Source organism: Pantoea sp. 18059 (genome assembly GCF_902706165.1).
Taxonomy (GTDB): domain Bacteria; phylum Pseudomonadota; class Gammaproteobacteria; order Enterobacterales; family Enterobacteriaceae; genus Pantoea; species Pantoea agglomerans.
Genome location: NZ_CACSJS010000014.1, coordinates 1 through 22,992, shown reverse-complemented (window position 1 = coordinate 22,992; position 22,992 = coordinate 1). Strand labels below are relative to the sequence as shown.

At 52.8% G+C, this 22,992-nt stretch carries 16 protein-coding genes, 4 tRNA genes and 1 rRNA gene; 4 read left to right on the top strand and 17 right to left on the bottom strand.

From position 1 onward, the window contains the following. Positions 1–87 precede the first annotated feature (87 nt). Entirely contained in the window at positions 88–2,010 is a 1,923-nt protein-coding gene (gene thiC, locus GVJ63_RS21615) for a phosphomethylpyrimidine synthase ThiC (protein WP_159227343.1), read from the top strand. Between the two features lie 2 nt (positions 2,011–2,012). Further along, positions 2,013–2,639 (top strand): thiamine phosphate synthase, encoded by a 627-nt coding sequence (gene thiE / locus GVJ63_RS21610; protein WP_045140883.1) that lies wholly within the window; start codon positions 2,013–2,015, stop codon positions 2,637–2,639. Positions 2,640–2,833: 194 nt separating this feature from the next. Here thiE and GVJ63_RS21605 read toward each other — a convergent pair whose 3' ends face one another. After that, positions 2,834–4,288 (bottom strand): PLP-dependent aminotransferase family protein, encoded by a 1,455-nt coding sequence (locus GVJ63_RS21605; protein ID WP_010672226.1) that lies wholly within the window; start codon positions 4,286–4,288, stop codon positions 2,834–2,836. Between the two features lie 174 nt (positions 4,289–4,462). Here GVJ63_RS21605 and GVJ63_RS21600 point away from each other — a divergent pair, with 174 nt between their 5' ends. Continuing rightward, positions 4,463–4,645 carry a DUF1127 domain-containing protein gene (locus GVJ63_RS21600; RefSeq protein WP_159227342.1) on the top strand — a complete coding sequence of 61 codons (183 nt, stop codon included), beginning with the start codon at positions 4,463–4,465 and terminating at the stop codon, positions 4,643–4,645. Positions 4,646–4,700: 55 nt separating this feature from the next. Here the strand turns inward: GVJ63_RS21600 and rpoC are convergent, their stop codons facing one another. The 13 genes from rpoC to GVJ63_RS21535 form a co-directional block, all read right to left on the bottom strand. Continuing rightward, positions 4,701–8,924 carry a DNA-directed RNA polymerase subunit beta' gene (rpoC, locus tag GVJ63_RS21595; protein WP_010261049.1) on the bottom strand — a complete coding sequence of 1,408 codons (4,224 nt, stop codon included), beginning with the start codon at positions 8,922–8,924 and terminating at the stop codon, positions 4,701–4,703. A 130-nt stretch (positions 8,925–9,054) separates the two neighbouring features. After that, positions 9,055–13,083 (bottom strand): DNA-directed RNA polymerase subunit beta, encoded by a 4,029-nt coding sequence (gene rpoB / locus GVJ63_RS21590; protein WP_010261046.1) that lies wholly within the window; start codon positions 13,081–13,083, stop codon positions 9,055–9,057. 330 nt (positions 13,084–13,413) lie between these two features. Further along, positions 13,414–13,776: a 50S ribosomal protein L7/L12 gene (gene rplL / locus GVJ63_RS21585; RefSeq protein ID WP_008927142.1), complete on the bottom strand. Its 363-nt coding sequence runs from the start codon at positions 13,774–13,776 to the stop codon at positions 13,414–13,416. A 65-nt stretch (positions 13,777–13,841) separates the two neighbouring features. Continuing rightward, complete coding sequence (gene rplJ / locus GVJ63_RS21580; protein WP_003848098.1) at positions 13,842–14,339, bottom strand: 50S ribosomal protein L10; 498 nt, start codon at positions 14,337–14,339, stop codon at positions 13,842–13,844. Between the two features lie 365 nt (positions 14,340–14,704). Next, complete coding sequence (gene rplA, locus GVJ63_RS21575) at positions 14,705–15,409, bottom strand: 50S ribosomal protein L1 (protein ID WP_010261038.1); 705 nt, start codon at positions 15,407–15,409, stop codon at positions 14,705–14,707. A 3-nt stretch (positions 15,410–15,412) separates the two neighbouring features. Beyond that, positions 15,413–15,841, bottom strand: a complete 429-nt coding sequence (gene rplK, locus GVJ63_RS21570; protein WP_006121495.1) for a 50S ribosomal protein L11 — start codon at positions 15,839–15,841, stop codon at positions 15,413–15,415. Between the two features lie 147 nt (positions 15,842–15,988). Next, the gene (nusG, locus tag GVJ63_RS21565; RefSeq protein ID WP_003848088.1) at positions 15,989–16,534 is read right to left on the bottom strand and encodes a transcription termination/antitermination protein NusG; all 546 of its coding nucleotides are present in this window, start codon (positions 16,532–16,534) and stop codon (positions 15,989–15,991) included. A gap of 1 nt (position 16,535) precedes the next feature. Continuing rightward, positions 16,536–16,919, bottom strand: coding sequence for a preprotein translocase subunit SecE (gene secE, locus GVJ63_RS21560; protein WP_008927141.1), 384 nt, complete (start codon positions 16,917–16,919; stop codon positions 16,536–16,538). A 231-nt stretch (positions 16,920–17,150) separates the two neighbouring features. Further along, on the bottom strand, positions 17,151–18,335 hold the full coding sequence (gene tuf, locus GVJ63_RS21555) for an elongation factor Tu (RefSeq protein ID WP_010261012.1): 1,185 nt from the start codon (positions 18,333–18,335) through the stop codon (positions 17,151–17,153). A 108-nt stretch (positions 18,336–18,443) separates the two neighbouring features. Then, a tRNA-Thr gene (locus tag GVJ63_RS21550) sits at positions 18,444–18,519 on the bottom strand. Positions 18,520–18,524: 5 nt separating this feature from the next. Further along, positions 18,525–18,599, bottom strand: a tRNA-Gly gene (locus GVJ63_RS21545). A gap of 191 nt (positions 18,600–18,790) precedes the next feature. Continuing rightward, positions 18,791–18,875 (bottom strand) — tRNA-Tyr (locus GVJ63_RS21540). A gap of 7 nt (positions 18,876–18,882) precedes the next feature. After that, positions 18,883–18,958, bottom strand: a tRNA-Thr gene (locus tag GVJ63_RS21535). Positions 18,959–19,736: 778 nt separating this feature from the next. Between GVJ63_RS21535 and coaA the strand changes: the two genes are divergently transcribed. Beyond that, complete coding sequence (gene coaA / locus GVJ63_RS21530; protein ID WP_010672227.1) at positions 19,737–20,684, top strand: type I pantothenate kinase; 948 nt, start codon at positions 19,737–19,739, stop codon at positions 20,682–20,684. 43 nt (positions 20,685–20,727) lie between these two features. Here coaA and birA read toward each other — a convergent pair whose 3' ends face one another. From birA to rrf, 3 genes are all read right to left on the bottom strand, one after another. Continuing rightward, the gene (birA, locus tag GVJ63_RS21525; RefSeq protein ID WP_010261004.1) at positions 20,728–21,687 is read right to left on the bottom strand and encodes a bifunctional biotin--[acetyl-CoA-carboxylase] ligase/biotin operon repressor BirA; all 960 of its coding nucleotides are present in this window, start codon (positions 21,685–21,687) and stop codon (positions 20,728–20,730) included. Next, positions 21,684–22,721 (bottom strand): UDP-N-acetylmuramate dehydrogenase, encoded by a 1,038-nt coding sequence (gene murB, locus GVJ63_RS21520; protein ID WP_132500341.1) that lies wholly within the window; start codon positions 22,719–22,721, stop codon positions 21,684–21,686. Before murB ends, birA begins: the two co-directional genes overlap by 4 nt. Before the next feature lie 150 nt (positions 22,722–22,871). After that, positions 22,872–22,987: ribosomal RNA gene (rrf, locus tag GVJ63_RS21515) — 5S ribosomal RNA — on the bottom strand. Positions 22,988–22,992 lie beyond the last annotated feature (5 nt).

Sequence of the window (22,992 nt, the reverse complement as noted above, 5' to 3'; positions counted from 1 at the left end):
CTGTATACCAGCATGCTTACGCTGTCTATACGGTTACTCCTTCCGAACTCCGGACAAGCATCGTTCCCCCTTAACAGGAAGATTGCTATGTCTGACCAAAAAACAACCCGTCGTGAACAGCGTGCACAGGCGCAGGAATTTATTGATTCCCTGCAAAGCGGCAGTGCATTTCCCCAGTCCCGCCGCATCTGGATTACCGGCAGCCGCGAGGATATTCGCGTTCCCATGCGTGAAATCGTGCTAAGCCCGACTCACATCGGCGGCAGCAAAGAACAGCCTCTCTATGAGCAGAACGAAGCGGTACCGGTCTATGACACGGCGGGTGCCTATGGCGATCCCGCGGCACAGATCGATGTTCATCGGGGCCTGGAAAAGCTGCGCGCCCGCTGGATTGCTGAACGCGACGACAGCGAACTTCTCGAACAGAACAGCTCAGGCTATACCCAGCAGCGGCTGGCTGACGAGGGGCTGGATCATCTGCGTTTCGATCAACTGCCGACACCGCGCCGTGCCCGCGCAGGCTGCTGCGTCACGCAATTGCACTATGCCCGCCAGGGGATCATCACCCCGGAGATGGAATTTATCGCACTGCGGGAAAACATGGGCCGTGAGCGAATCCGCAGTGAGGTATTGCTGCAACAGCATCCTGGCCACAGTTTTGGCGCGCATCTGCCAGCCAGTATCACGCCCGATTTTGTGCGTCAGGAGGTCGCTGCCGGACGTGCCATCATCCCTGCCAATATCAATCACCCTGAGTCGGAGCCGATGATCATTGGCCGCAACTTTCTGGTTAAGGTCAATGCCAACATCGGTAACTCGGCGGTGACCTCTTCTATTGAGGAAGAGGTGGAAAAACTGGTCTGGTCGACTCGCTGGGGTGCCGATACGGTGATGGATCTCTCTACCGGTCGTTATATTCATGAAACGCGCGAATGGATTTTGCGAAACAGCCCGGTGCCAATCGGTACAGTGCCGATTTATCAGGCGCTGGAAAAAGTGAATGGCGTGGCCGAGGCGCTGAACTGGGAAATATTCCGCGATACGCTGCTTGAGCAGGCGGAACAGGGTGTCGATTACTTTACTATCCACGCTGGCGTGCTGCTGCGTTATGTCCCGATGACGGCGAAACGTCTGACCGGAATTGTATCGCGGGGTGGATCTATCATGGCGAAATGGTGCCTGTCGCATCATCAGGAGAGCTTCCTGTATCAGCACTTCCGGGAGATTTGTGAAATCTGCGCCGCCTATGATGTCTCCCTGTCGCTGGGCGATGGCCTTCGTCCGGGTTCCATTCAGGATGCCAACGATGAGGCGCAGTTTGCCGAACTGCGTACCCTGGGCGAGCTGACCCGTATTGCCTGGGAATATGACGTTCAGGTAATGATTGAAGGCCCGGGGCACGTCCCGATGCATATGATCCGCCGCAACATGACAGAACAGCTCGACCTGTGCGATGAAGCCCCCTTCTACACCCTTGGCCCGCTGACCACCGACATCGCGCCCGGCTATGACCATTTCACCTCCGGTATCGGTGCTGCCATGATTGGCTGGTTTGGTTGCGCCATGTTGTGTTACGTCACGCCCAAAGAGCATCTGGGTCTGCCGAACAAAGAGGATGTGAAGCAGGGATTGATCACCTACAAAATCGCGGCGCATGCCGCCGATCTGGCGAAAGGCCATCCGGGTGCGCAGATCCGTGATAACGCCATGTCCAAAGCGCGCTTTGAGTTCCGCTGGGAAGATCAGTTTAATCTGGCGCTGGATCCCCATACGGCGCGGGCTATGCATGATGAAACCCTGCCGCAAGAGTCGGGCAAAGTGGCCCATTTCTGCTCGATGTGTGGCCCTAAGTTCTGCTCGATGAAAATTTCCCAGGAGGTGCGCGAGTTCGCAGCACGTCAGGATACGCACGCCGAGCCCGTTGAAGTGGGCATGGCGCAAATGTCAGACCGTTTTCGTCGGCGCGGCGGTGAGCTTTATCATCCCGCCGATGCCATTAAGGAGGAGTAACGATGCCCGCATTTCCCGCTACCGCCCCGCGCCTGGGGCTTTATCCGGTGGTTGATAGCCCCGACTGGATTGAGCGCCTGCTGAAGATGGGCGTTCGTACACTGCAGCTGCGCATCAAAGATCAGCCCGATGAGGTCGCCGAGCCCGCCATCGCTCAGGCGATTGCAATGGGTAAACGCTATGACGCGCGCCTGTTTATCAATGACTACTGGCAGCTGGCGATAAAGCATCAGGCTTATGGCGTGCATCTGGGTCAGGAGGATCTCGATGTCGCCGATCTTGCCCGGATTCATCAGGCAGGATTGCGTCTGGGGCTCTCCACCCATGACGATGCTGAACTGGACCGCGCACTGGCAATCCAGCCCTCTTACATCGCGCTTGGACATATTTTCCCGACGCAGACCAAAGAGATGCCTTCTGCGCCGCAGGGCATTGAGCAGCTGAAGCGGCATCTGACGCGCCTGACGCATATCCCCACCGTGGCAATTGGCGGTATTTCGATTGCTCGGGCACCTGACGTGCTGGCAACCGGCGTAGGGAGTATTGCGGTGGTGAGTGCGATTACCCAGGCAGATGACTGGCGTGAAGCAACACGTACTTTGCTGGCGCTGGCAGAGCTTCACCAATAAGGATTTGTGGAAGCTGTCCCGCATAGCGGCTGCAAAACCAGTAACGCCAGCGTTTCTGCCGGGAAAGCGGTGCGCAAAAGCGTAAGTTGCCGCTGGCGTGCTCTGATCCAAAACCTTAACGTGGCCTCCGTCAGGTTAAGGTTATCTGACCAGGGCCGGTTCCCTCCTCTTGCCGGCCCTGCTTCTTCTTTTCGCTATGCGAGAGTTGAAGCTGAAATCTGCGTTTCATGCTGGCACGAGAGCATGGCGCGTTCGACGGCTGCACCCACCAGCGCCAGCGCCTTTTCAGTCTGCTCGTTGATCGGCAGCCCGTAGTTTAAGCGCAGACAGTTACGGTATTTACCCGAGGCCGAAAAGAGTGAGCCTACGGCTATCTGAATTTTTGACTCGCGCAATTCGCGGTTGAGCCGGACCGCATCAAACGCTTCGGGGAGCTCTATCCACATCAGAAAACCGCCCTGAGGACGGGAAACGCAGATGCCGCAGGGAAAGTAGTGGCGCACCCAGCAGCTAAAGGTTTCATAGTTACGATGATAGATTTGCCGCATCCGGCGCAGATGGGGCTGATAATGGCCCTGGCGGATAAACTCGGAGACCGCATGCTGAGGCTGTGTGGCGGTGGAACCTGTGACGATATATTTCATGTGCAGTACACGGTCGCGATAGCGGCCGGGTGCAACCCAGCCGACACGCAAACCTGGCGCCAGCGTTTTGGAAAAGGAGCTGCACAGCAGAACCCGGCCATCGAGATCCAGCGCTTTAATGGTCGCTGGGCGCGGATATTCCCAGGCTAACTCACCATAAACATCATCTTCAATGACCGCCGCGTCAAACCGCTGCGCCAGGGCAAGCAATGCCCGCTTACGCGGCTCAGGCATGATAAATCCCAGCGGATTATTACAGTTCGGTACAACAACGACTGCTTTAATCGGCCATTGATCAAACGCCAGTTCCAGCGCTTCCAGGCTGATGCCGGTTACCGCATCAGTCGGGATCTCAATGGCACGAATGCCAAAGCCGCGCAGGGTTTGCATGATCCCGTGAAACGAAGGCGACTCAACAGCAATGATATCGCCCGGCTCGCAGACCGCACGCACGGCTACCGATAAGGCTTCATGGCAGCCGGTGGTAATAACAATGTCATCGGCGGTGAGCTGGCAACCGCTATCTATCGCCAGTCGTGCAACCTGTTGCCGCAGTGCGAGAACACCATAGAGGTTGTCATAATTGAGCAGCGCGATGTCCTGCTTCTGAGCCTGTCGGCTGAAGGCTTTCCACAGCGGCTTAAGCGTCGGTTGGGTCAGATCGGGCATACCGCTTCCCAGCTGCAACACATCATCTTCCAGACGGCTGTTAATCAGCTCCAGCACCGCATCCCACTGCGTTACCTCAACCGGCCGCTGTGCGGGACGGGTCAGCGCAGGCATCGGGGGCGTCGCCTTACGCGAGGCCACAAAATAGCCAGAGCGCGACTGCGGCGTAATCATCTGCTTCTCTTCCAGCAGATGATAAGCCTGCTGCACGGTGCTGATACTGACGCCATGTTCGGCACTCAGACTGCGTACCGAGGGCAGGCGCTCACCACTGCGATATAAACCTTGTTCGATACGCTGAGCCAGCAGCGTGGCCAGATGTTCATATCGCGTCATTGTATTTCCTCTGACTCAGTAGCTGAGCATTAACCGGTACAGTTATGCCTCTTTTTTACCATTCAGATCGCCATTACCGCAATCTGTATGTTAAAGAAAGGTGATTTTTGCGTCTGTATCATACAGAGCGATCCGCTGAGAATAGTCCTCAGACAATTCACTGAGGGCACTATCATGGGATACGATGAGAATCGCGCAGCTAAACCGTTTTCAGGCACGCCTTACCAGTTGGTTCGTTACTTATGGCGCAGTTATAAACGCTGGCAGTTACGGCGTGAGACACGCGTCATCCTGTCGAAGCTGAGTGACAGTCAGCTGAAAGACATTGGCCTTGGCCGCAACGACTGGAATGTCTGAATCAGAGACAAAAAAAAACCCTGCCGAGGCAGGGTTTTTATCAGGTAAAGGACGATTAATCGTCTTTGTTGCCGCCGAGACCGGCGTTCAACAGTTCAGCCAGGCTGGCTGAGGCTTCATCCGCAGTAACCTGCGGTGCAACCGGAACTTCACCTGCCGCTTTGCGGCGCATACGATCCTGATGGTACGCATAACCGGTACCGGCCGGGATCAGACGACCCACGATTACGTTCTCTTTCAGGCCGCGCAGTTCATCGCGCTTACCTGCTACTGCTGCTTCGGTCAGGACACGCGTGGTTTCCTGGAACGATGCTGCAGAGATGAACGATTCGGTAGCCAGTGACGCTTTGGTAATACCCAGCAGGTCACGCATGAAGGTTGCGCCAACTTTTCCGTTCGCTTCCAGATCACGGTTAGAGATCTTGATGCGAGAGAATTCAGCCTGCTCACCTTCCAGGAAGTCTGCACTTCCTGCGCTAACGATGGTTGCTTTACGCAGCATCTGACGAACGATGACTTCGATGTGCTTATCGTTAATCTTAACGCCTTGCAGACGGTAAACTTCCTGCACTTCGTTAGTGATGTAACGGGTCACCGCATGCACGCCACGCAAGCGCAGGATGTCATGTGGAGACTCTGGGCCATCGGAAACCACGTCACCGCGCTCAACACGTTCACCTTCGAACACGTTCAGCTGACGCCATTTCGGAATCATCTCTTCGTACGGCTCACTGCCATCCAGCGGAGTGATGACCAGACGACGCTTACCTTTAGTCTCTTTACCGAAGGAGATGATGCCGCTGATCTCCGCCAGAATAGCTGGCTCTTTCGGACGACGCGCTTCGAACAGGTCAGCAACGCGTGGCAGACCACCGGTAATATCCTTGGTACCGCCAGATTCCTGCGGAACACGCGCCAGCGTGTCACCAGCACTGATCTTCACGCCATCTTCCAGCTGAACAATCGCTTTACCAGGCAGGAAGTACTGAGCCGGCATGTCGGTGCCCGGGATCAGAACGTCGTTGCCGTTGGCATCAACAATTTTCAGCGCAGGACGCAGATCTTTACCGCCCGCAGTACGTTCAGCACTGTCCAGAACCACCAGCGAAGAAAGACCGGTTAAGTCATCTGTCTGACGGGTAATGGTCTGGCCATCAACCATGTCCGTGAAGCGAATGAAACCGCCCACTTCGGTGATGACTGGCATGGTATGCGGATCCCAGTTTGCGACGGTTTCGCCCGCTGCAACCTGCTCACCATCACCTTTCGCCATGGTAGAACCATAAGGAACTTTATAGCTCTCTTTGGTACGACCAAATTCGTCGATCATTTTCAGTTCAACGTTACGCGAGGTGATCACCAGCTTACCTGCCGAGTTCGTTACCGACTTAGCGTTGGTCAGCTTGATGGTACCTTTGTTCTTCACCTGAATGCTGGATTCAGCAGCCGCACGTGATGCCGCACCACCGATGTGGAACGTACGCATCGTCAGCTGTGTACCTGGCTCACCGATGGACTGTGCCGCGATAACACCGATCGCTTCACCTTTGTTGATGATGTGACCACGTGCCAGGTCGCGACCATAGCAATGCGCACACACACCAAAGTCGGTTTCACAACCTACTACTGAGCGGACTTTCAGGCTATCGACTGAGTTCAGTTCCAGCACGTCACACCAGTGCTCATCGAGCAGCGTGTTGCGTGGAACCAGAATATCAGCAGTACCCGGCTTCAGAACGTCTTCAGCGGTCACACGACCCAGAACACGTTCACGCAGTGGCTCTTTAACGTCGCCACCTTCGATGACAGGTGTCATCATGATGCCTTCGTGTGTACCACAGTCATCTTCGGTAACAACCAGATCCTGTGCAACGTCAACCAGACGACGCGTCAGATAACCGGAGTTCGCCGTTTTCAGTGCGGTATCCGCCAGGCCTTTACGTGCACCGTGGGTTGAGATGAAGTACTGGAGTACGTTCAACCCTTCACGGAAGTTCGCCGTGATTGGTGTTTCGATGATGGAGCCATCTGGCTTCGCCATCAGACCACGCATACCGGCCAGCTGACGAATCTGTGCAGCAGAACCACGCGCACCGGAGTCAGCCATCATAAAGATGCTGTTAAAGGAAACCTGTCGCTCTTCTACGCCGTCACGGTTAATAACGGTTTCAGTTGAGAGGTTTTCCATCATCGCCTTGGCAACACGTTCGTTGGCTGCTGCCCAGATATCGATGACTTTGTTGTAACGTTCGCCTGCGGTTACCAGACCAGACTGGAACTGCTCCTGGATCTCAGCCACTTCTGCTTCCGCTTCGGTGATGATTTCCACTTTCTTCTCTGGAATAACCATGTCGTCGATGCCGACAGACGCGCCTGAACGGGCTGCGTAAGCGAAACCGGTGTACATGGTCTGGTCAGCAAAGATAACGGTCGGCTTCAGGCCCAGAATGCGGTAACAGGTGTTCAGCATTTTGGAGATAGCTTTTTTGCCCAGCGCCTGGTTAACGATGGAGAAAGGCAGACCTTTTGGCACGATCATCCACAGGATGGCACGGCCAACAGTGGTGTCGATGATGCTGGTTTTAGCAACCCACTCATCCTGCTCATTTTTCTCGTGTTCGGTGATACGCACCTTAACGCGAGCATGCAGCGATGCGAGGCCAGCGCGATAAATACGCTCAGCTTCTTTCGGGCCAGTCAGCACCATGCCCTCGCCTTTGGCGTTAACACAGTCACGGGTCATGTAGTACAGACCCAGTACAACGTCCTGAGAAGGAACGATGATTGGCTCGCCGTTCGCAGGTGACAGGATGTTGTTGGTCGACATCATCAGCGCACGTGCTTCCAGCTGGGCTTCCAGCGTCAGCGGTACGTGAACAGCCATCTGGTCACCATCGAAGTCGGCGTTGTATGCCGCACAAACCAGCGGGTGCAGCTGGATCGCTTTACCTTCGATCAGAACCGGTTCAAAGGCCTGAATACCCAGACGGTGCAGCGTAGGCGCACGGTTCAGCAGAACCGGGTGCTCACGGATCACTTCGTCGAGGATATCCCAGACAACCGCTTCTTCGCGCTCAACCATTTTCTTCGCGGCTTTGATGGTGGTGGCCAGGCCACGCAGTTCCAGCTTGCCGTAAATGAACGGTTTGAACAGTTCGAGTGCCATTTTCTTCGGCAGACCGCACTGATGCAGGCGCAGGTATGGACCTACAGTGATAACCGAACGACCAGAATAGTCGACACGTTTACCCAGCAGGTTCTGACGGAAACGACCCTGCTTACCTTTGATCATGTCAGCCAGCGATTTCAGCGGACGCTTGTTGGAACCGGTGATCGCACGACCGCGACGACCGTTGTCCAGCAGTGCATCGACCGCTTCCTGCAACATACGCTTTTCGTTGCGCACGATGATATCTGGCGCAGCCAGATCCAGCAGGCGTTTCAGGCGGTTGTTACGGTTGATCACGCGACGATAGAGATCGTTCAGATCCGACGTTGCGAAACGGCCACCATCCAGCGGTACCAGCGGACGCAGATCCGGTGGCAGAACAGGCAGCACGGTCAGGATCATCCACTCTGGCTTGTTGCCAGACTGTACGAACGCTTCCAGCAGCTTGATGCGCTTGGTCAGTTTTTTACGTTTGGTTTCGGAGTTAGTTTCGTTCAGCTCTTCACGCAGCTGCTCGCACTCCTGCTCCAGATCCATGTTTTTCAACAGGGCCTGGATCGCTTCGGCGCCCATTTTGGCGTCGAACTCGTCACCGAACTCTTCCAGAGCGTCAAGGTACTGCTCTTCAGTCAGAATCTGACGCTTCTCGAGGTTGGTCATGCCACCTTCGATTACCACGTAAGATTCAAAGTAGAGCACGCGCTCGATGTCACGCAGTGGCATATCCAGCAGTAAGCCGATACGCGATGGCAGTGACTTCAGGAACCAGATGTGCGCAGTCGGCGACGCCAGTTCGATGTGGCCCATACGCTCACGGCGTACTTTAGTCTGGGTCACTTCAACGCCGCACTTCTCACAAATCACACCACGGTGTTTCAGGCGCTTGTATTTGCCGCACAGGCACTCATAGTCTTTTACCGGCCCGAAGATACGGGCACAGAACAGACCATCGCGCTCTGGCTTAAAAGTACGGTAGTTAATGGTTTCTGGCTTTTTCACTTCACCAAAAGACCAGGAACGGATCATGTCTGGCGAAGCCAGCGCAATTTTGATCGCATCAAACTCTTCGGTCTTAGTTTGCGCTTTCAGAAACTTAAGTAAGTCTTTCACGGATTAGCTCCCGTCGGAGTGAGACTCAGAGGGCGTCCAACCGAAATTGAACGCCCCGTAACCAGTACAATTGCGAGCGCTTTAAACCCTGCGCTTTCAGGCGGCGGCGAACCGCAGCCTGAAAAGGGGGTTACTCGTCTTCCAGCTCGATGTTGATACCCAGCGAGCGAATCTCTTTCAACAGTACGTTGAAGGATTCCGGCATGCCCGGTTCCATCTGATGGTTACCGTCAACGATGTTTTTATACATCTTGGTACGGCCGTTGACGTCATCAGACTTAACGGTAAGCATTTCCTGCAGGGTATACGCGGCACCATATGCTTCCAGTGCCCATACTTCCATCTCACCAAAGCGCTGACCACCGAACTGTGCCTTACCACCCAGCGGCTGCTGAGTAACCAGGCTGTAGGAACCGGTTGAACGTGCATGCATCTTGTCATCAACCAGGTGGTTGAGTTTCAGCATGTACATGTAGCCAACGGTTACCTGACGTTCGAACTGCTCACCGGTACGGCCGTCAAACAGGGTAATCTGACCGGAAGAAGGCAAGCCGCCGAGCTGCAGCAGCTCTTTGATTTCGCTCTCTTTCGCGCCATCAAACACCGGAGTGGCGATTGGCATACCTTTCTTCAGGTTCTCAGCCAGACGCAATACTTCGTCGTCGGAGAAGGTGTTCAGGTCAACTTTCTGACGCAGATCGCTACCCAGGTCATAGGCGCGCTGGATGAATTCGCGCAGTTTCGCGACGTCTTCCTGCTTTTTGAGCATGGCGTTGATCTTCTCGCCGATGCCTTTCGCTGCCATACCCAGGTGGGTTTCCAGAATCTGACCGATGTTCATACGCGATGGTACGCCCAGCGGGTTCAGAACGATGTCAACCGGCGTGCCGTTTTCATCGTAAGGCATATCTTCAATCGGGTTGATCTTGGAGATAACACCTTTGTTACCGTGACGGCCTGCCATTTTGTCACCCGGCTGAATCTGACGCTTAACAGCCAGATAGACCTTAACGATTTTCAGCACGCCTGGTGCCAGATCATCGCCCTGGGTGATTTTACGACGCTTACCTTCGAGTTTTTTCTCAAACTCGTGCTTCAGTTCGTCGTACTGCTCTGCCAGCTGCTCCAGCTGGTTTTGCTTGGCTTCGTCAGTCAGACCCAGTTCCAGCCAGCGCTCGCGCGGCAGCTTGTCCAGTTTGTCTGCTTCAACGCCACCAGAGATCAATACGTTCTGAATACGGCTGAACAGGCCCGCTTCCAGAATCTGCAGTTCTTCAGACAGGTCTTTCTTGGCCTGCTTCAGCTGCATCTCTTCGATTTCCAGCGCACGTTTGTCTTTTTCCACGCCATCGCGGGTAAAGACCTGAACGTCGATCACGGTGCCTGACACGCCATTCGGTACGCGCAGTGACGAATCTTTCACGTCAGAGGCTTTTTCACCGAAGATAGCGCGCAGCAGTTTCTCTTCTGGCGTCAGCTGGGTTTCACCTTTCGGCGTAACCTTACCAACCAGAATGTCGCCACCGGTCACTTCAGCACCGATGTAGACGATGCCTGACTCATCCAGTTTAGAGAGTGCAGCTTCACCCACGTTCGGGATATCAGCGGTAATCTCTTCCGGCCCCAGTTTGGTGTCACGCGACACGCAAGCCAGTTCCTGAATGTGGATAGTCGTAAAGCGATCTTCCTGTACCACACGCTCGGAGACCAGGATGGAGTCTTCGAAGTTGTAACCGTTCCACGGCATGAACGCTACGCGCATGTTCTGGCCCAGCGCCAGTTCACCCAGATCGGTGGACGGGCCATCTGCCAGCACGTCGCCGCGCTCAACCGGCTCACCCAGAGAAACACATGGCATCTGGTTGATGCAGGTGTTCTGGTTAGAACGGGTATATTTGGTCAGGTTATAAATGTCGATACCGGCTTCGCCAGCATGCATTTCGTCTTCGTTAACTTTGATAACGATACGTGATGCGTCGACGTACTGTACGGTACCGCCACGTTTGGCAACGGCAGTTACACCGGAGTCAACGGCAACAGCACGTTCCATACCCGTACCAACCAGCGGCTTATCAGCACGCAGAGTTGGAACGGCCTGACGTTGCATGTTCGCACCCATAAGGGCGCGGTTAGCATCATCGTGTTCCAGGAACGGGATCAGTGACGCACCGACAGAAACGATCTGTTGAGTCGAAACGTCCATGTAGTCAACCTGATCGCGGCTGAACAGACTTGATTCGCCTTTGCTACGGCAGGTGACCAGGTCATCAACAAACGCGCCGTTATCATCAAGAGGGGCGTTCGCCTGAGCGATAACGTAGTTACCCTCTTCGATAGCAGAGAGGTAGTGAATCTCGTCAGAAACCAGACCGTCGATAACACGGCGGTAAGGCGTCTCAAGGAAACCGTACTCATTGGTCTGTGCATACACAGACAAGGAGTTGATCAGACCGATGTTCGGGCCTTCAGGGGTTTCGATTGGGCAGACACGACCGTAGTGCGTTGGGTGTACGTCACGCACTTCGAAGCCGGCACGCTCACGCGTCAAACCACCCGGGCCGAGAGCAGAGATACGACGTTTGTGCGTAATCTCTGACAGCGGGTTGTTCTGATCCATAAACTGAGAAAGCTGGCTGGAACCAAAGAACTCTTTCACCGCGGCCGAAATTGGCTTCGCGTTGATCATGTCCTGTGGCATCAGGGTATCAAGGTCGCCCAGTGACAGACGCTCTTTAACCGCACGCTCAACACGTACCAGACCGACACGGAACTGGTTCTCAGCCATTTCACCGACTGAACGAATACGACGGTTACCGAGGTGGTCGATATCGTCCACTTCGCCTTTACCGTTACGGATGTCGATCAGCTTCTTCATCACTTCGATGATGTCATCTTTGCTCAGGATGCCTGAACCTTCGATTTCATCACGCAGCAATGAACGGTTGAACTTCATACGACCCACAGCAGAAAGATCGTAACGATCTTCAGAGAAGAACAGGTTCTCAAACAGGTTCTCTGCTGCTTCGCGTGTTGGCGGCTCACCAGGACGCATCATGCGGTAGATCTCAACCAGTGCGCTCAGACGATCGCTGGTTGGGTCGACACGCAGGGTCTCGGACATATATGGACCGTGGTCCAGATCGTTGGTGAACAGCGTTTCGATGCGCTTGTGACCGGACTGGCTCAGTTTGGCCAGCAGATCCAGTGACAGTTCCATGTTCGCTGCAATGATGAGCTCACCGGTGCTCTCATCGATGTAGTCTTTAGCGACCACTTTGCCCGCGATATATTCAACCGGAACTTCGATGTGCTGAATGCCATCTTTTTCCAGCTGACGGATATGGCGCGCAGTAATACGGCGTGCTTTTTCGACGTAGACGGTGCCGTTCGCTTCGATATCGAAGGTCGCAGTTTCACCGCGCAGGCGCTCAGGCACCAGCTCCATCTGCAGCTTGTTGTCGCGAATTTCAAACACCACTTTCTCGAAGAAGATATCGAGGATCTGAGGTGTAGTGAACTGCAACGCACGCAGGATGATAGTGGCCGGCAGCTTACGACGACGGTCAATACGGACAAACAGGTTATCTTTCGGGTCAAACTCAAAGTCGAGCCATGAACCGCGGTAAGGGATGATACGTGCGTTGTAGAGCACTTTACCCGATGAGTGGGTTTTACCCTTATCGCTATCAAAGAACACGCCAGGACTACGGTGCAGCTGAGAAACGATAACGCGCTCGGTACCATTGATAACAAAGGTACCATTGTCGGTCATGAGCGGAATTTCGCCCATGTAGACTTCTTGTTCTTTAATGTCTTTTACGGTGCCTTCTGGCGCTTCGCGCTCATAGACCACCAGACGCAGTTTCACGCGCAGCGGTGCCGAATAGGTCACGCCACGGATCTGACACTCTTTCACGTCAAAGACAGGTTCACCCAGGCGATAGCTGACATACTGCAACTCAGAGTTGCCGCTGTAGCTCGCAATAGGGAATACAGAGCGGAATGCAGCTTCCAGTCCGTACTGACCTTCTGGATCTTGCTCGATAAACTTCTGGAACGAGTCGAGCTGGATGGAAAGGAGATAAGGTATGTCCAGTACTTGCGGACGTTTACCAAAATCCTTACGAATACGTTTTTTCTCGGTATAGGAGTAAACCATAGGGTTCCTCAGCTAGCTGACAAGTCGACCCACGCTGTCCGTCCTGACAGGACAGTTCATGCAACACGATTTTGTTTGATTCACTGGCTGCGCAGCAGCAGTGCAATACCTCTTTCTATCACGCTTAAATCATTTCATCGCTGTTGCGAGGGCAGGGAACCCGCACAGGTAGAGCGGTATATTAAGTCGTCGATAGAGAAAGATATTGAAGAGTAACAATGGACAAACAGTGTGAAACCCCATTGAGACCCTGTAGCGCAAAAAGGCTGGTGACCAAAAAGTCACCAGCCATCAGCCTGAAACTACTCAGACTGCAACCCGAAGGCTGTCTTACTTAACTTCAACTTCAGCGCCAGCTTCTTTCAGAGCAGCTTCAAGTGCAGCTGCGTCATCTTTGCTGATCGCTTCTTTGATTACGCCAGTTGCTTCAACCAGATCTTTGGCTTCTTTCAGGCCCAGACCAGTTGCAGTACGTACGGCTTTGATTACTGCAACCTTGTTCGGGCCAACAGCTTTCAGGACTACGTCGAATTCAGTTTTTTCTTCAACAGCTTCAGCCGGGCCCGCAGCAACAGCTACAGCAGCAGCAGCAGAAACGCCGAATTTTTCTTCCATAGCAGAAACCAGCTCAACTACTTCCATTACGGACATCGCTGCAACAGCTTCCAGAATTTGGTCTTTAGTAATAGACATGACAATTGTTCCTAAGAATCAGAAAAAGTTTATACGTAAGCAAGTACGAAGAAAAGAAGATGGCCTTAAGCCGCTTCTTTTGCATCGCGTACAGCAGCCAGAGTGCGGACCAGTTTGCCGGCAGCGGCTTCTTTCATGGTCGACATCAGACGTGCCAGTGCTTCTTCGTAGGTCGGCAGCGTTGCCAGACGGTCAATATTGGCCGCCGTGATCAGCTCACCTTCAAAGGCTGCAGCTTTGACCTCAAATTTTGCATTCGCTTTCGCGAAATCTTTGAACAGACGAGCAGCTGCGCCCGGGTGTTCCATAGAATATGCAATCAGGGTCGGACCAACAAACGTGTCTTTCAGGCACTCAAACTGAGTTCCTTCAACGACGCGGCGCAGCAGGGTGTTACGAACAACACGCATGTAAACGCCAGCTTCACGGCCTGCTTTACGCAGTTCGGTCATTTTATCAACGGTGACGCCACGGGAATCCGCAACAACCGCTGAAAGCGCACCTTTGGCTACTTCGCTGACTTCAGCAACAATCGCTTGTTTGTCTTGAAGATTTAATGCCATTAGCTTTTGCTCCTGGATTTGACCGGGAAAGGATTTCCCCGGAACTCACTTCACTTACTCACCCCAAGGGGAAATAAGCGCTCGAACACGGTGAGCAGAATCCAGCTAAGAAAAAATTCTTTTGGTTCTGTCACCGTCTACGCAGGGTATTAAGCGGAATATCCGGAGATAAGCAGCTCCTGCGGTCTTGGACGGAGGCCAGGATAAGGCCTGGCTCCAACCTAAATTCTGTGCGACGCAGCAGAGTCAGAGGGAAAGGCGATACACGCAACAATCAGTTCTGGCTCTCTGGTGTCCTGTTCCGTTAATAACAGAACAACGGGCGTAAGATTCTAGGTGAATTTTTCGCCCGTTTCAAGCAGCAATTAGTTTGCTGTTGCGTTCAGACCAGCCTGGTCAACGGCAACGCCGGCGCCCATGGTGGTTGAAAGGCTAACTTTCTTGATGTACACGCCTTTCGCCTGAGATGGTTTTGCTTTTTTCAGCGCAACCAGCAGAGACTCCAGGTTTTCTTTCAGTTTGTCAGCGTCAAAGTCCACTTTACCGATGGTAGTGTGGATGATGCCGTTTTTGTCGTTACGATAACGAACCTGACCCGCTTTAGCGTTCTTAACCGCTTCAGCAACGTTAGGCGTTACAGTACCGACTTTCGGGTTTGGCATCAGGCCACGTGGACCCAGAATCTGGCCCAGCTGGCCAACAACGCGCATTGCATCCGGAGAAGCAATAACAACGTCAAAATTCATTTCGCCTTTCTTGATCTGATCAGCCAGGTCTTCCATGCCTACCAGCTCAGCGCCTGCTGCTTTAGCAGCTTCAGCGTTGGCGCCCTGGGCGAAGACAGCAACACGTACTGAACGACCAGTACCGTGTGGCAGAACGGTCGCGCCGCGAACATTCTGATCAGATTTACGTGCATCAATGCCGAGGTTGACAGCAACGTCAACGCTTTCAACGAACTTGGCAGTAGCCAGTTCTTTCAGCAGAGCAACAGCTTCAGCAATATCATACTGCTTGGTCGCGTCAACTTTGTCGCGAATTACGGTCATGCGCTTGGTCAGCTTAGCCATTTCTTAGTCCTCTACTACCAGGCCCATGGAACGAGCAGTACCTTCGATTGAGCGAGTCATCGCTTCAACGTCAGAACCAGTCATGTCCGCAGCTTTGGTTTCTGCGATTTCACGTACCTGAGCACGAGTCACTTTACCGACTTTATCTTTGTTCGGCTTACCAGAACCAGACTTGATGCCCGCTGCTTTTTTCAGCAGTACGGCAGCCGGAGGCGTTTTGGTAATGAAGGTAAAAGAACGGTCGCTGTATACGGTGATAACAACAGGAGTCGGCAGACCTTTTTCCAGAGATTCGGTCTTAGCGTTGAACGCTTTACAGAATTCCATGATGTTAACACCCTGCTGACCCAGAGCTGGACCAACCGGTGGACTTGGGTTCGCCATACCAGCTGCAACCTGCAGCTTGACGTAGGCTTGGACTTTCTTAGCCATGATATTTCCTCAATTGGGTTATAGCGCCTGTAAAGGCTCCCCGTGATAACGATTTACACGCTGTTGCCAGCGCATAAAAACAAAAGGCGCGAAATTGTAGTTAAATTTCGCGCCTGCTGCAACAGCTAATTTGTGAGCGGAAAGAGGTTAACCTTTCTCCACCTGACCGAAGTCGAGCTCAACCGGCGTGGCACGTCCAAAGATGGAAACGGATACCGTCAGGCGGCTCTTCTCGTAATCCACATCTTCAACCACACCGTTAAAGTCAGCAAAAGGACCGTCATTAACGCGAACCATTTCACCTGGCTCAAACAGCGTTTTCGGACGAGGCTTGTCGCCGACCTGCTGCAGACGGTTCATGATCGCATCAACTTCTTTATCGCTGATAGGTGCCGGACGGTCAGATGTACCGCCGATGAAACCCATCACGCGTGGGACGCTGCGTACCAGGTGCCAGCTGGCGTCATTCATCACCATCTGAACCAGTACGTATCCCGGGAAAAACTTGCGCTCGCTCTTACGACGCTGGCCACCACGAATTTCAACGACTTCTTCAGTCGGAACCATGACGTCGCCAAACAGCTCTTCCATGTTGTGCAATTTGATATGCTCGCGCAGCGATTGTGCTACGCGGCCTTCAAAACCGGAAAACGCCTGTACGACGTACCAGCGTTTCTTTGGAGCTTCAGACATCTCAGAACCTCAGGCCAGTGATAAACGATACCAGACGGACCAGAATACCATCCAGCCCCCACAAAATCAGTGACATCACGGCAGTAACCGCGGCAACGATTAACGTGGTGTGCAGCGTTTCCTGGCGGGTTGGCCAGATAACCTTACGCATTTCTGTTCTTGCTTCACGAGCAAAAGCCACGGTCGCTTTGCCTTTGGTCGTTAAAAGCGCAATGCCGCCAGCCGCTGCAATCAGTACAACTACGGCTAAAGCACGCAGTGGCAGTGACACATCACGATAGAGGTAGTTACCTACAATCGCTGCAAGCAGCAGTAACACGACTACTACCCACTTTACCGCTTCCAGGCCACGCCCGCTCCCTTGAGCTTCGGTATTCGCACTCATAAACCAACCTGCCACAATAATTCAGAAACTATTCTGCCCCGCAGTGCGAGGCGTCCAAACCGAATGAGCTTTTGGGGCGTAACTCGGTATCCAACGCCGCATAACAGAGCCTGTCTCAGCAATGATTATGATTCAAAAAATCACTGATGAGCCAGGTTCTATGAAACAGCGTGCAAAAAGGGCATCAAATGATGCCCTTTCCGTGTGCATTGCGTCAAACGTTATCGGTAATTATGCGATAACTTTAGCAACAACACCCGCGCCAACGGTACGGCCACCTTCGCGGATTGCGAAGCGCAGACCTTCGTCCATTGCGATTGGGTGGATCAGGGTAACAACCATTTTGATGTTGTCGCCTGGCATGACCATCTCAACGCCTTCTGGCAGCTCTACTGAACCGGTTACGTCAGTTGTACGGAAGTAGAACTGTGGACGATAGCCTTTGAAGAACGGAGTATGGCGGCCACCTTCGTCTTTAGACAGAACGTAAACTTCTGACTCGAACTGGGTGTGCGGCTTGATTGAGCCTGGCTTAGCCAGAACCTGGCCACGCTGGATGTCTTCACGCTTGATACCGCGCAGCAGAACACCACAGTTTTCGCCTGCCTGACCCTGGTCCAGCAGCTTACGGAACATCTCAACACCGGTACAGGTTGATTTCGCAGTATCTTTGATACCCACGATTTCAACTTCGTCGCCGACTTTAACGATGCCGCGCTCAACACGACCGGTAACAACGGTACCACGGCCAGAGATTGAGAATACGTCTTCGATTGGCAGCAGGAACGGCATGTCAATCGCACGGACTGGATCCGGGATGTAGTTGTCCAGGTGTTCAGCCAGCTCAACGATTTTTGCTTCCCACTCAGGAACGCCTTCCAGCGCTTTCAGAGCAGAACCACGAACGATCGGAGTGTCATCGCCTGGGAAGTCGTACTGTGACAGCAGGTCACGTACTTCCATCTCTACCAGTTCCAGCAGCTCTTCATCATCAACCATGTCACACTTGTTCAGGAACACGATGATGTAAGGAACGCCAACCTGACGACCCAGCAGGATGTGCTCACGGGTCTGTGGCATTGGGCCATCAGTCGCAGCAACAACCAGGATCGCGCCGTCCATCTGCGCAGCACCGGTGATCATGTTTTTCACATAGTCGGCGTGGCCTGGGCAGTCAACGTGAGCGTAGTGACGTGCAGCAGTCTCATACTCAACGTGTGCGGTGTTGATGGTGATACCGCGGGCTTTTTCTTCAGGCGTGCTGTCGATCTGATCGAATGCACGAGCCTGGCCGCCGTTGGTTTTAGCCAGTACGGTAGTGATAGCTGCAGTCAGGGTGGTTTTACCGTGGTCAACGTGACCGATGGTGCCCACGTTTACGTGCAGTTTGTTACGTTGAAATTGCTCTTTAGCCATCGCTAGTCCCTCTAAGACACGGATATATCAATGATATCATCACATTAACCAGGCAATGCCTGACTGCAAGGAAGTTACAGAGAAAATCAGGAGGGAGATTAAAGGAAGTGGTGCTGATACCCAGAGTCGAACTGGGGACCTCACCCTTACCAAGGGTGCGCTCTACCAACTGAGCCATATCAGCACATCTGGAGCGGGCAGCGGGAATCGAACCCGCATCATCAGCTTGGAAGGCTGAGGTAATAGCCATTATACGATGCCCGCATCCTGGAACTCGGCTACCTGTTCTTTCTGTAGCTTGCAGATAACAGAGATGTTTCTCTATTATCTACTGCCTGTCAGCGAAGCTGACCGACTTTGACTTCGCTAACGCTCAGTCTGAATTCAGGGTGATAAGTGACTCACCTGACAGATAAACAGGTTGTTTATCTGTGTACCCAACCGCGAGGTTGAGATGGTGGTGGGAGAAGGATTCGAACCTTCGAAGTCTGTGACGGCAGATTTACAGTCTGCTCCCTTTGGCCGCTCGGGAATCCCACCTACTTGATGGTGCCGGCTACCGGAATCGAACTGGTGACCTACTGATTACAAGTCAGTTGCTCTACCAACTGAGCTAAGCCGGCATCAAGTGGAGCGCATTCTAGGAAGGTCGGGCTCTGGATGCAACTAAAAAATCGCTTATTTTTTTCTATCGCTTACTATTTGTGCAAATCATCGCATTTTAGTGTTTTTGTGCAGAATATTTGTGCAATCTGGTCCTGTTTTCATAGGATCAGTCAGCCCGCGCTAATGCCTTAGGCCTCTCTCTGGGCCGCTTTTCAGCAGGTAAATGATCTGCAGGCAGTATTTTTATTTCACACGCCTGTACCGAACGATGCTTTTTTGACCTCGCCTGCGCTTTTTTTTCATGTGCAGGCACTTTTCTGTAGAAAGCAGGCCTGTTCTGACATGCGTGTCCCTTATGTCGGTACGACGATGACCAGGCGTGGAGCCTTTCAAAATGACTCTATGCCGTTTGTTCGTTTGCTGAAGTCCTTATGGGACATATTGAATTTGTACCGCATCAGCCTCTCTCTATGCCCTTATGGCGGCGTTTTGTCATTCAGACGTTGTCAGATGTAAAAAGCAGATAAAAGCCGCACATGCGCTGTGATGACCTGCAATATCATAAACAACGATAAAGCAGTAAAAATTAAAGCCACCATGATGTTTTGTGGGTATGCCGACGAAAGCGAGATCACGTTTATCTTTTTACTTCTGTTAAAAGCCATACTGGTGATACCCTCCAGCCCATTGTTCTCACTGATAAACCAGCGATTCGTGATTCACTTCACCTGTGCTGTCCTGCTTATCGGATAACACGCGGTTGATAGCCATGAATTTGCGGTCAGATGCATGCTTATGGATAAAACGACCCCCCTGACAACGCCTTATTTAGAGTTCACTCGTGAGCAATGGGCTGCATTACGTGATTCCGTACCTATGACGCTGTCAGAGGAAGAGATCGCGCAGCTGGAGGGCATCAACGAGGATCTCTCGCTGGAGGAAGTAGCGGAAATTTATCTGCCACTTTCACGTCTGCTTAATTTTTATATAAGTTCTAACGTTCGCCGGCAGGCTGTACTGGAGCAATTTCTGGGCACCAATGGCCAGAAAATCCCCTATATCATCAGTATTGCGGGTAGCGTAGCGGTCGGTAAAAGCACGACTGCGCGTGTCTTGCAGGCTTTGCTCAGCCGCTGGCCTGAACATCGCAAAGTCGAATTGATCACCACTGATGGCTTCCTTCATCCTAATGCCGTGCTGAAAGAGCGTGGGTTAATGAAGAAAAAAGGATTCCCGCAATCCTACGATATGCACCGGTTGGTCAATTTCGTCTCCGATTTGAAGTCGGGAGCCAGTCAGGTGACTGCTCCGGTCTATTCACATCTGATTTATGATGTCATCCCTGATGGCGATAAAGTGATACAGCAGCCTGATATTCTGATTCTGGAAGGTCTGAATGTATTACAGAGTGGAATGGACTATCCCCACGATCCCCATCATGTCTTTGTTTCAGACTTCGTCGATTTTTCTATCTATGTTGATGCAGAGGAAGATCTCCTGCAAAGCTGGTATATCAATCGATTCCTGAAATTCCGCCAGGGCGCATTTACCAATCCGGACTCCTATTTCCATCATTATGCCCAGCTTTCAGAAGCAGAAGCGGTTGAAATTGCTGGTAATTTATGGAAAGAGATTAACTGGCTTAACCTGCAGGAAAATATCCTGCCGACGCGCGAACGAGCCAGCCTGATTATGACCAAAAGTGGCGATCATGCAGTCGATAAGGTTCGCTTGCGTAAATAACTGCTGTCATAAAAAAGCCTGCGTTGCTGCAGGCTTTTTTTACTCAGACAGGACGCAGTGATATTTCTCCACCCACCCAGGCTTTTATTTCGCCATCCTGTTCCAGTAACAGGCCACCCTGGCTGTCTACGCCTCGCGCAATACCATGGACCTCACGTTCACCGATAAGCAGCTTAACCGGCCGGTTAATAAAGTTATCCAGCGCAGCCCAGCGTGCGACAAACGGGGTTAATCCCTCCTGCTCAAAGAGCGGCAGAGCTTCGCGCAGACTGTTGATCAGACGTGCCGCCAGCTCATTGCGGTTTACCGTTACCCCGGCCTCCTGCAGGTTAATCCAGCCCTGATTAATCTGTGATGCATCGGCTGTTCGCATCGCCAGGTTAATCCCCGCACCAATCACGATCTGCGCAGCATCGCCGGTTTTACCTGTCAGTTCGACCAGAATACCCGCCAGTTTACGATCGTTCAGGTAAATATCATTGGGCCATTTTACGCGGACATCATCGGCCCCTAATGAACGTAATGTCTCAGCCATGATAATGCCAATTACCAGGCTCAGACCCATCGCCGCTGCCGGCCCCTGCTCCAGACGCCAGTACATAGACATGTAGAGGTTCGCGCCAAAGGGCGAAAACCACTGACGGCCACGACGGCCGCGACCCGCCTGCTGATATTCCGCAATGCAGGCAGCACCCGACTCCATTTCATGCATACGTTCCAGCAGATACTGATTTGTGGAATCAATCACCGGGATTACCGAGACGTTACCCTGCGTAACCTGTGAGAGTATCGCCTGCTCATCCAGCAGCTGTATCGGGGCAGAGAGACTGTAACCTTTACCTGTCACGGTATAGACGTCAAGACCCCAGCTTTTTAACGTCTGGATATGCTTATTTATGGCTGCGCGACTCATGCCCAGCGTTTCACCCAGTTGCTCACCGGAATGAAACTCACCATCCGATAAGATATCAACCAGCTTTAGCGGAACATTATGGTCTTTCATGCGATCACCCCGACGGCATTACACTCACCCTGCGCCTGAATAAAGCGCACTTCGGGCTCAAGCCAGACATCAAATTTTTCACCAACCTGAGCGCGTACGGTTTTTGCCAGCGCAACGATATCGCCGGGTGTGGCATTTTCAGCGTTGATCAGCACCAGTGCCTGTTGCTGGTGAACTGCCGCGCCCCCGATGCGGTAACCTTTCAGCTGGCACTGATCGATAAGCCATCCTGCTGCCAGTTTGATTTCACCATTTGGCATCAGATAGTGTGGCAAAGCCGGAAAATGCGTCAGTAGTGAGCTGCACTGCGCCTCGGTGACGACAGGATTTTTAAAAAAGCTGCCTACATTACCGGTGACTTTCGGATCGGGTAATTTGCTCTGCCGCATCTGGCATACCGCGTGATAGACATCCCAGGCATTGGCCGTCACCGGATTGAGCGTTTTCAGATCGCCGTAGGTTAATACCGGTTGCCATTGCTTAGGCAATATTATCCCGACTGCGACGATGACATAGCCTGACTGGTAGTGATGTTTAAAAATGCTGTCACGATAGCCAAACTCACAGGCTTCACGATCGAGACGTTCTGTCTGACCACTGTGCAGATTAAGTACATCCACGTATTCGCAGACGTCTTTTAATTCCACGCCATAAGCACCTATGTTCTGAATCGGTGCCGAACCGGTCATACCAGGGATCAACGCCAGATTTTCCAGGCCTGTGATCCCTTTTTCCAGCGTGCTTTTAACCAGCTGATGCCAGTTCTCACCTGCCCCAACGTGCAATTTCCAGCACTCATATTCATCCTGAATTTTGATGCCTTTGATGCGGTTCAGCACCACTGTACCGGCAAAATCTTCCAGGAAGAGGACATTGCTGCCTTCACCGAGCACAAGGAAAGGCGTTTGATCACTCTGGCTGGCCTGCCATGCTGCCAGAATGGCGGCTGGCGTCTCGGCGACGATGCGTTTCTGTGTATGTACTTCAAGCCCAAGCGTATTGTCGGCTTTTAAGGAGGGATGCTGGCTGGACATTTGACGGCCTTTACTGAGTTATCTGGCCGTAGTTTACCGTATCAGAGAGGGGTTCTCAGGCTGTTTTCGGAGGTTATGATGAGGTTTTTCACGATCTGCAGACGTAAAAAAGCCCCGCACTTTCGTGCGGGGCTTCTTCACTTATTTAATGCCTGGCAGTTCCCTACTCTCGCATGGGGAGACCCCACACTACCATCGGCGCTACGGCGTTTCACTTCTGAGTTCGGCATGGGGTCAGGTGGGACCACCGCGCTAAAGCCGCCAGGCAAAT

What these genes read in the sequence shown, in the direction of transcription:
- thiC (WP_159227343.1), top strand. Translation starts at nt 88, where the DNA reads ATGTCTGACCAAAAAACAACCCGTCGTGAACAGCGTGCACAGGCGCAG.
- thiE (WP_045140883.1), top strand. Translation starts at nt 2,013, where the DNA reads ATGCCCGCATTTCCCGCTACCGCCCCGCGCCTGGGGCTTTATCCGGTG.
- GVJ63_RS21605 (WP_010672226.1), bottom strand. Translation starts at nt 4,288, where the DNA reads ATGACGCGATATGAACATCTGGCCACGCTGCTGGCTCAGCGTATCGAA.
- GVJ63_RS21600 (WP_159227342.1), top strand. Translation starts at nt 4,463, where the DNA reads ATGGGATACGATGAGAATCGCGCAGCTAAACCGTTTTCAGGCACGCCT.
- rpoB (WP_010261046.1), bottom strand. Translation starts at nt 13,083, where the DNA reads ATGGTTTACTCCTATACCGAGAAAAAACGTATTCGTAAGGATTTTGGT.
- rplL (WP_008927142.1), bottom strand. Translation starts at nt 13,776, where the DNA reads ATGTCTATTACTAAAGACCAAATTCTGGAAGCTGTTGCAGCGATGTCC.
- rplJ (WP_003848098.1), bottom strand. Translation starts at nt 14,339, where the DNA reads ATGGCATTAAATCTTCAAGACAAACAAGCGATTGTTGCTGAAGTCAGC.
- rplA (WP_010261038.1), bottom strand. Translation starts at nt 15,409, where the DNA reads ATGGCTAAGCTGACCAAGCGCATGACCGTAATTCGCGACAAAGTTGAC.
- rplK (WP_006121495.1), bottom strand. Translation starts at nt 15,841, where the DNA reads ATGGCTAAGAAAGTCCAAGCCTACGTCAAGCTGCAGGTTGCAGCTGGT.
- nusG (WP_003848088.1), bottom strand. Translation starts at nt 16,534, where the DNA reads ATGTCTGAAGCTCCAAAGAAACGCTGGTACGTCGTACAGGCGTTTTCC.
- secE (WP_008927141.1), bottom strand. Translation starts at nt 16,919, where the DNA reads ATGAGTGCGAATACCGAAGCTCAAGGGAGCGGGCGTGGCCTGGAAGCG.
- tuf (WP_010261012.1), bottom strand. Translation starts at nt 18,335, where the DNA reads ATGGCTAAAGAGCAATTTCAACGTAACAAACTGCACGTAAACGTGGGC.
- coaA (WP_010672227.1), top strand. Translation starts at nt 19,737, where the DNA reads ATGGATAAAACGACCCCCCTGACAACGCCTTATTTAGAGTTCACTCGT.
- birA (WP_010261004.1), bottom strand. Translation starts at nt 21,687, where the DNA reads ATGAAAGACCATAATGTTCCGCTAAAGCTGGTTGATATCTTATCGGAT.
- murB (WP_132500341.1), bottom strand. Translation starts at nt 22,721, where the DNA reads ATGTCCAGCCAGCATCCCTCCTTAAAAGCCGACAATACGCTTGGGCTT.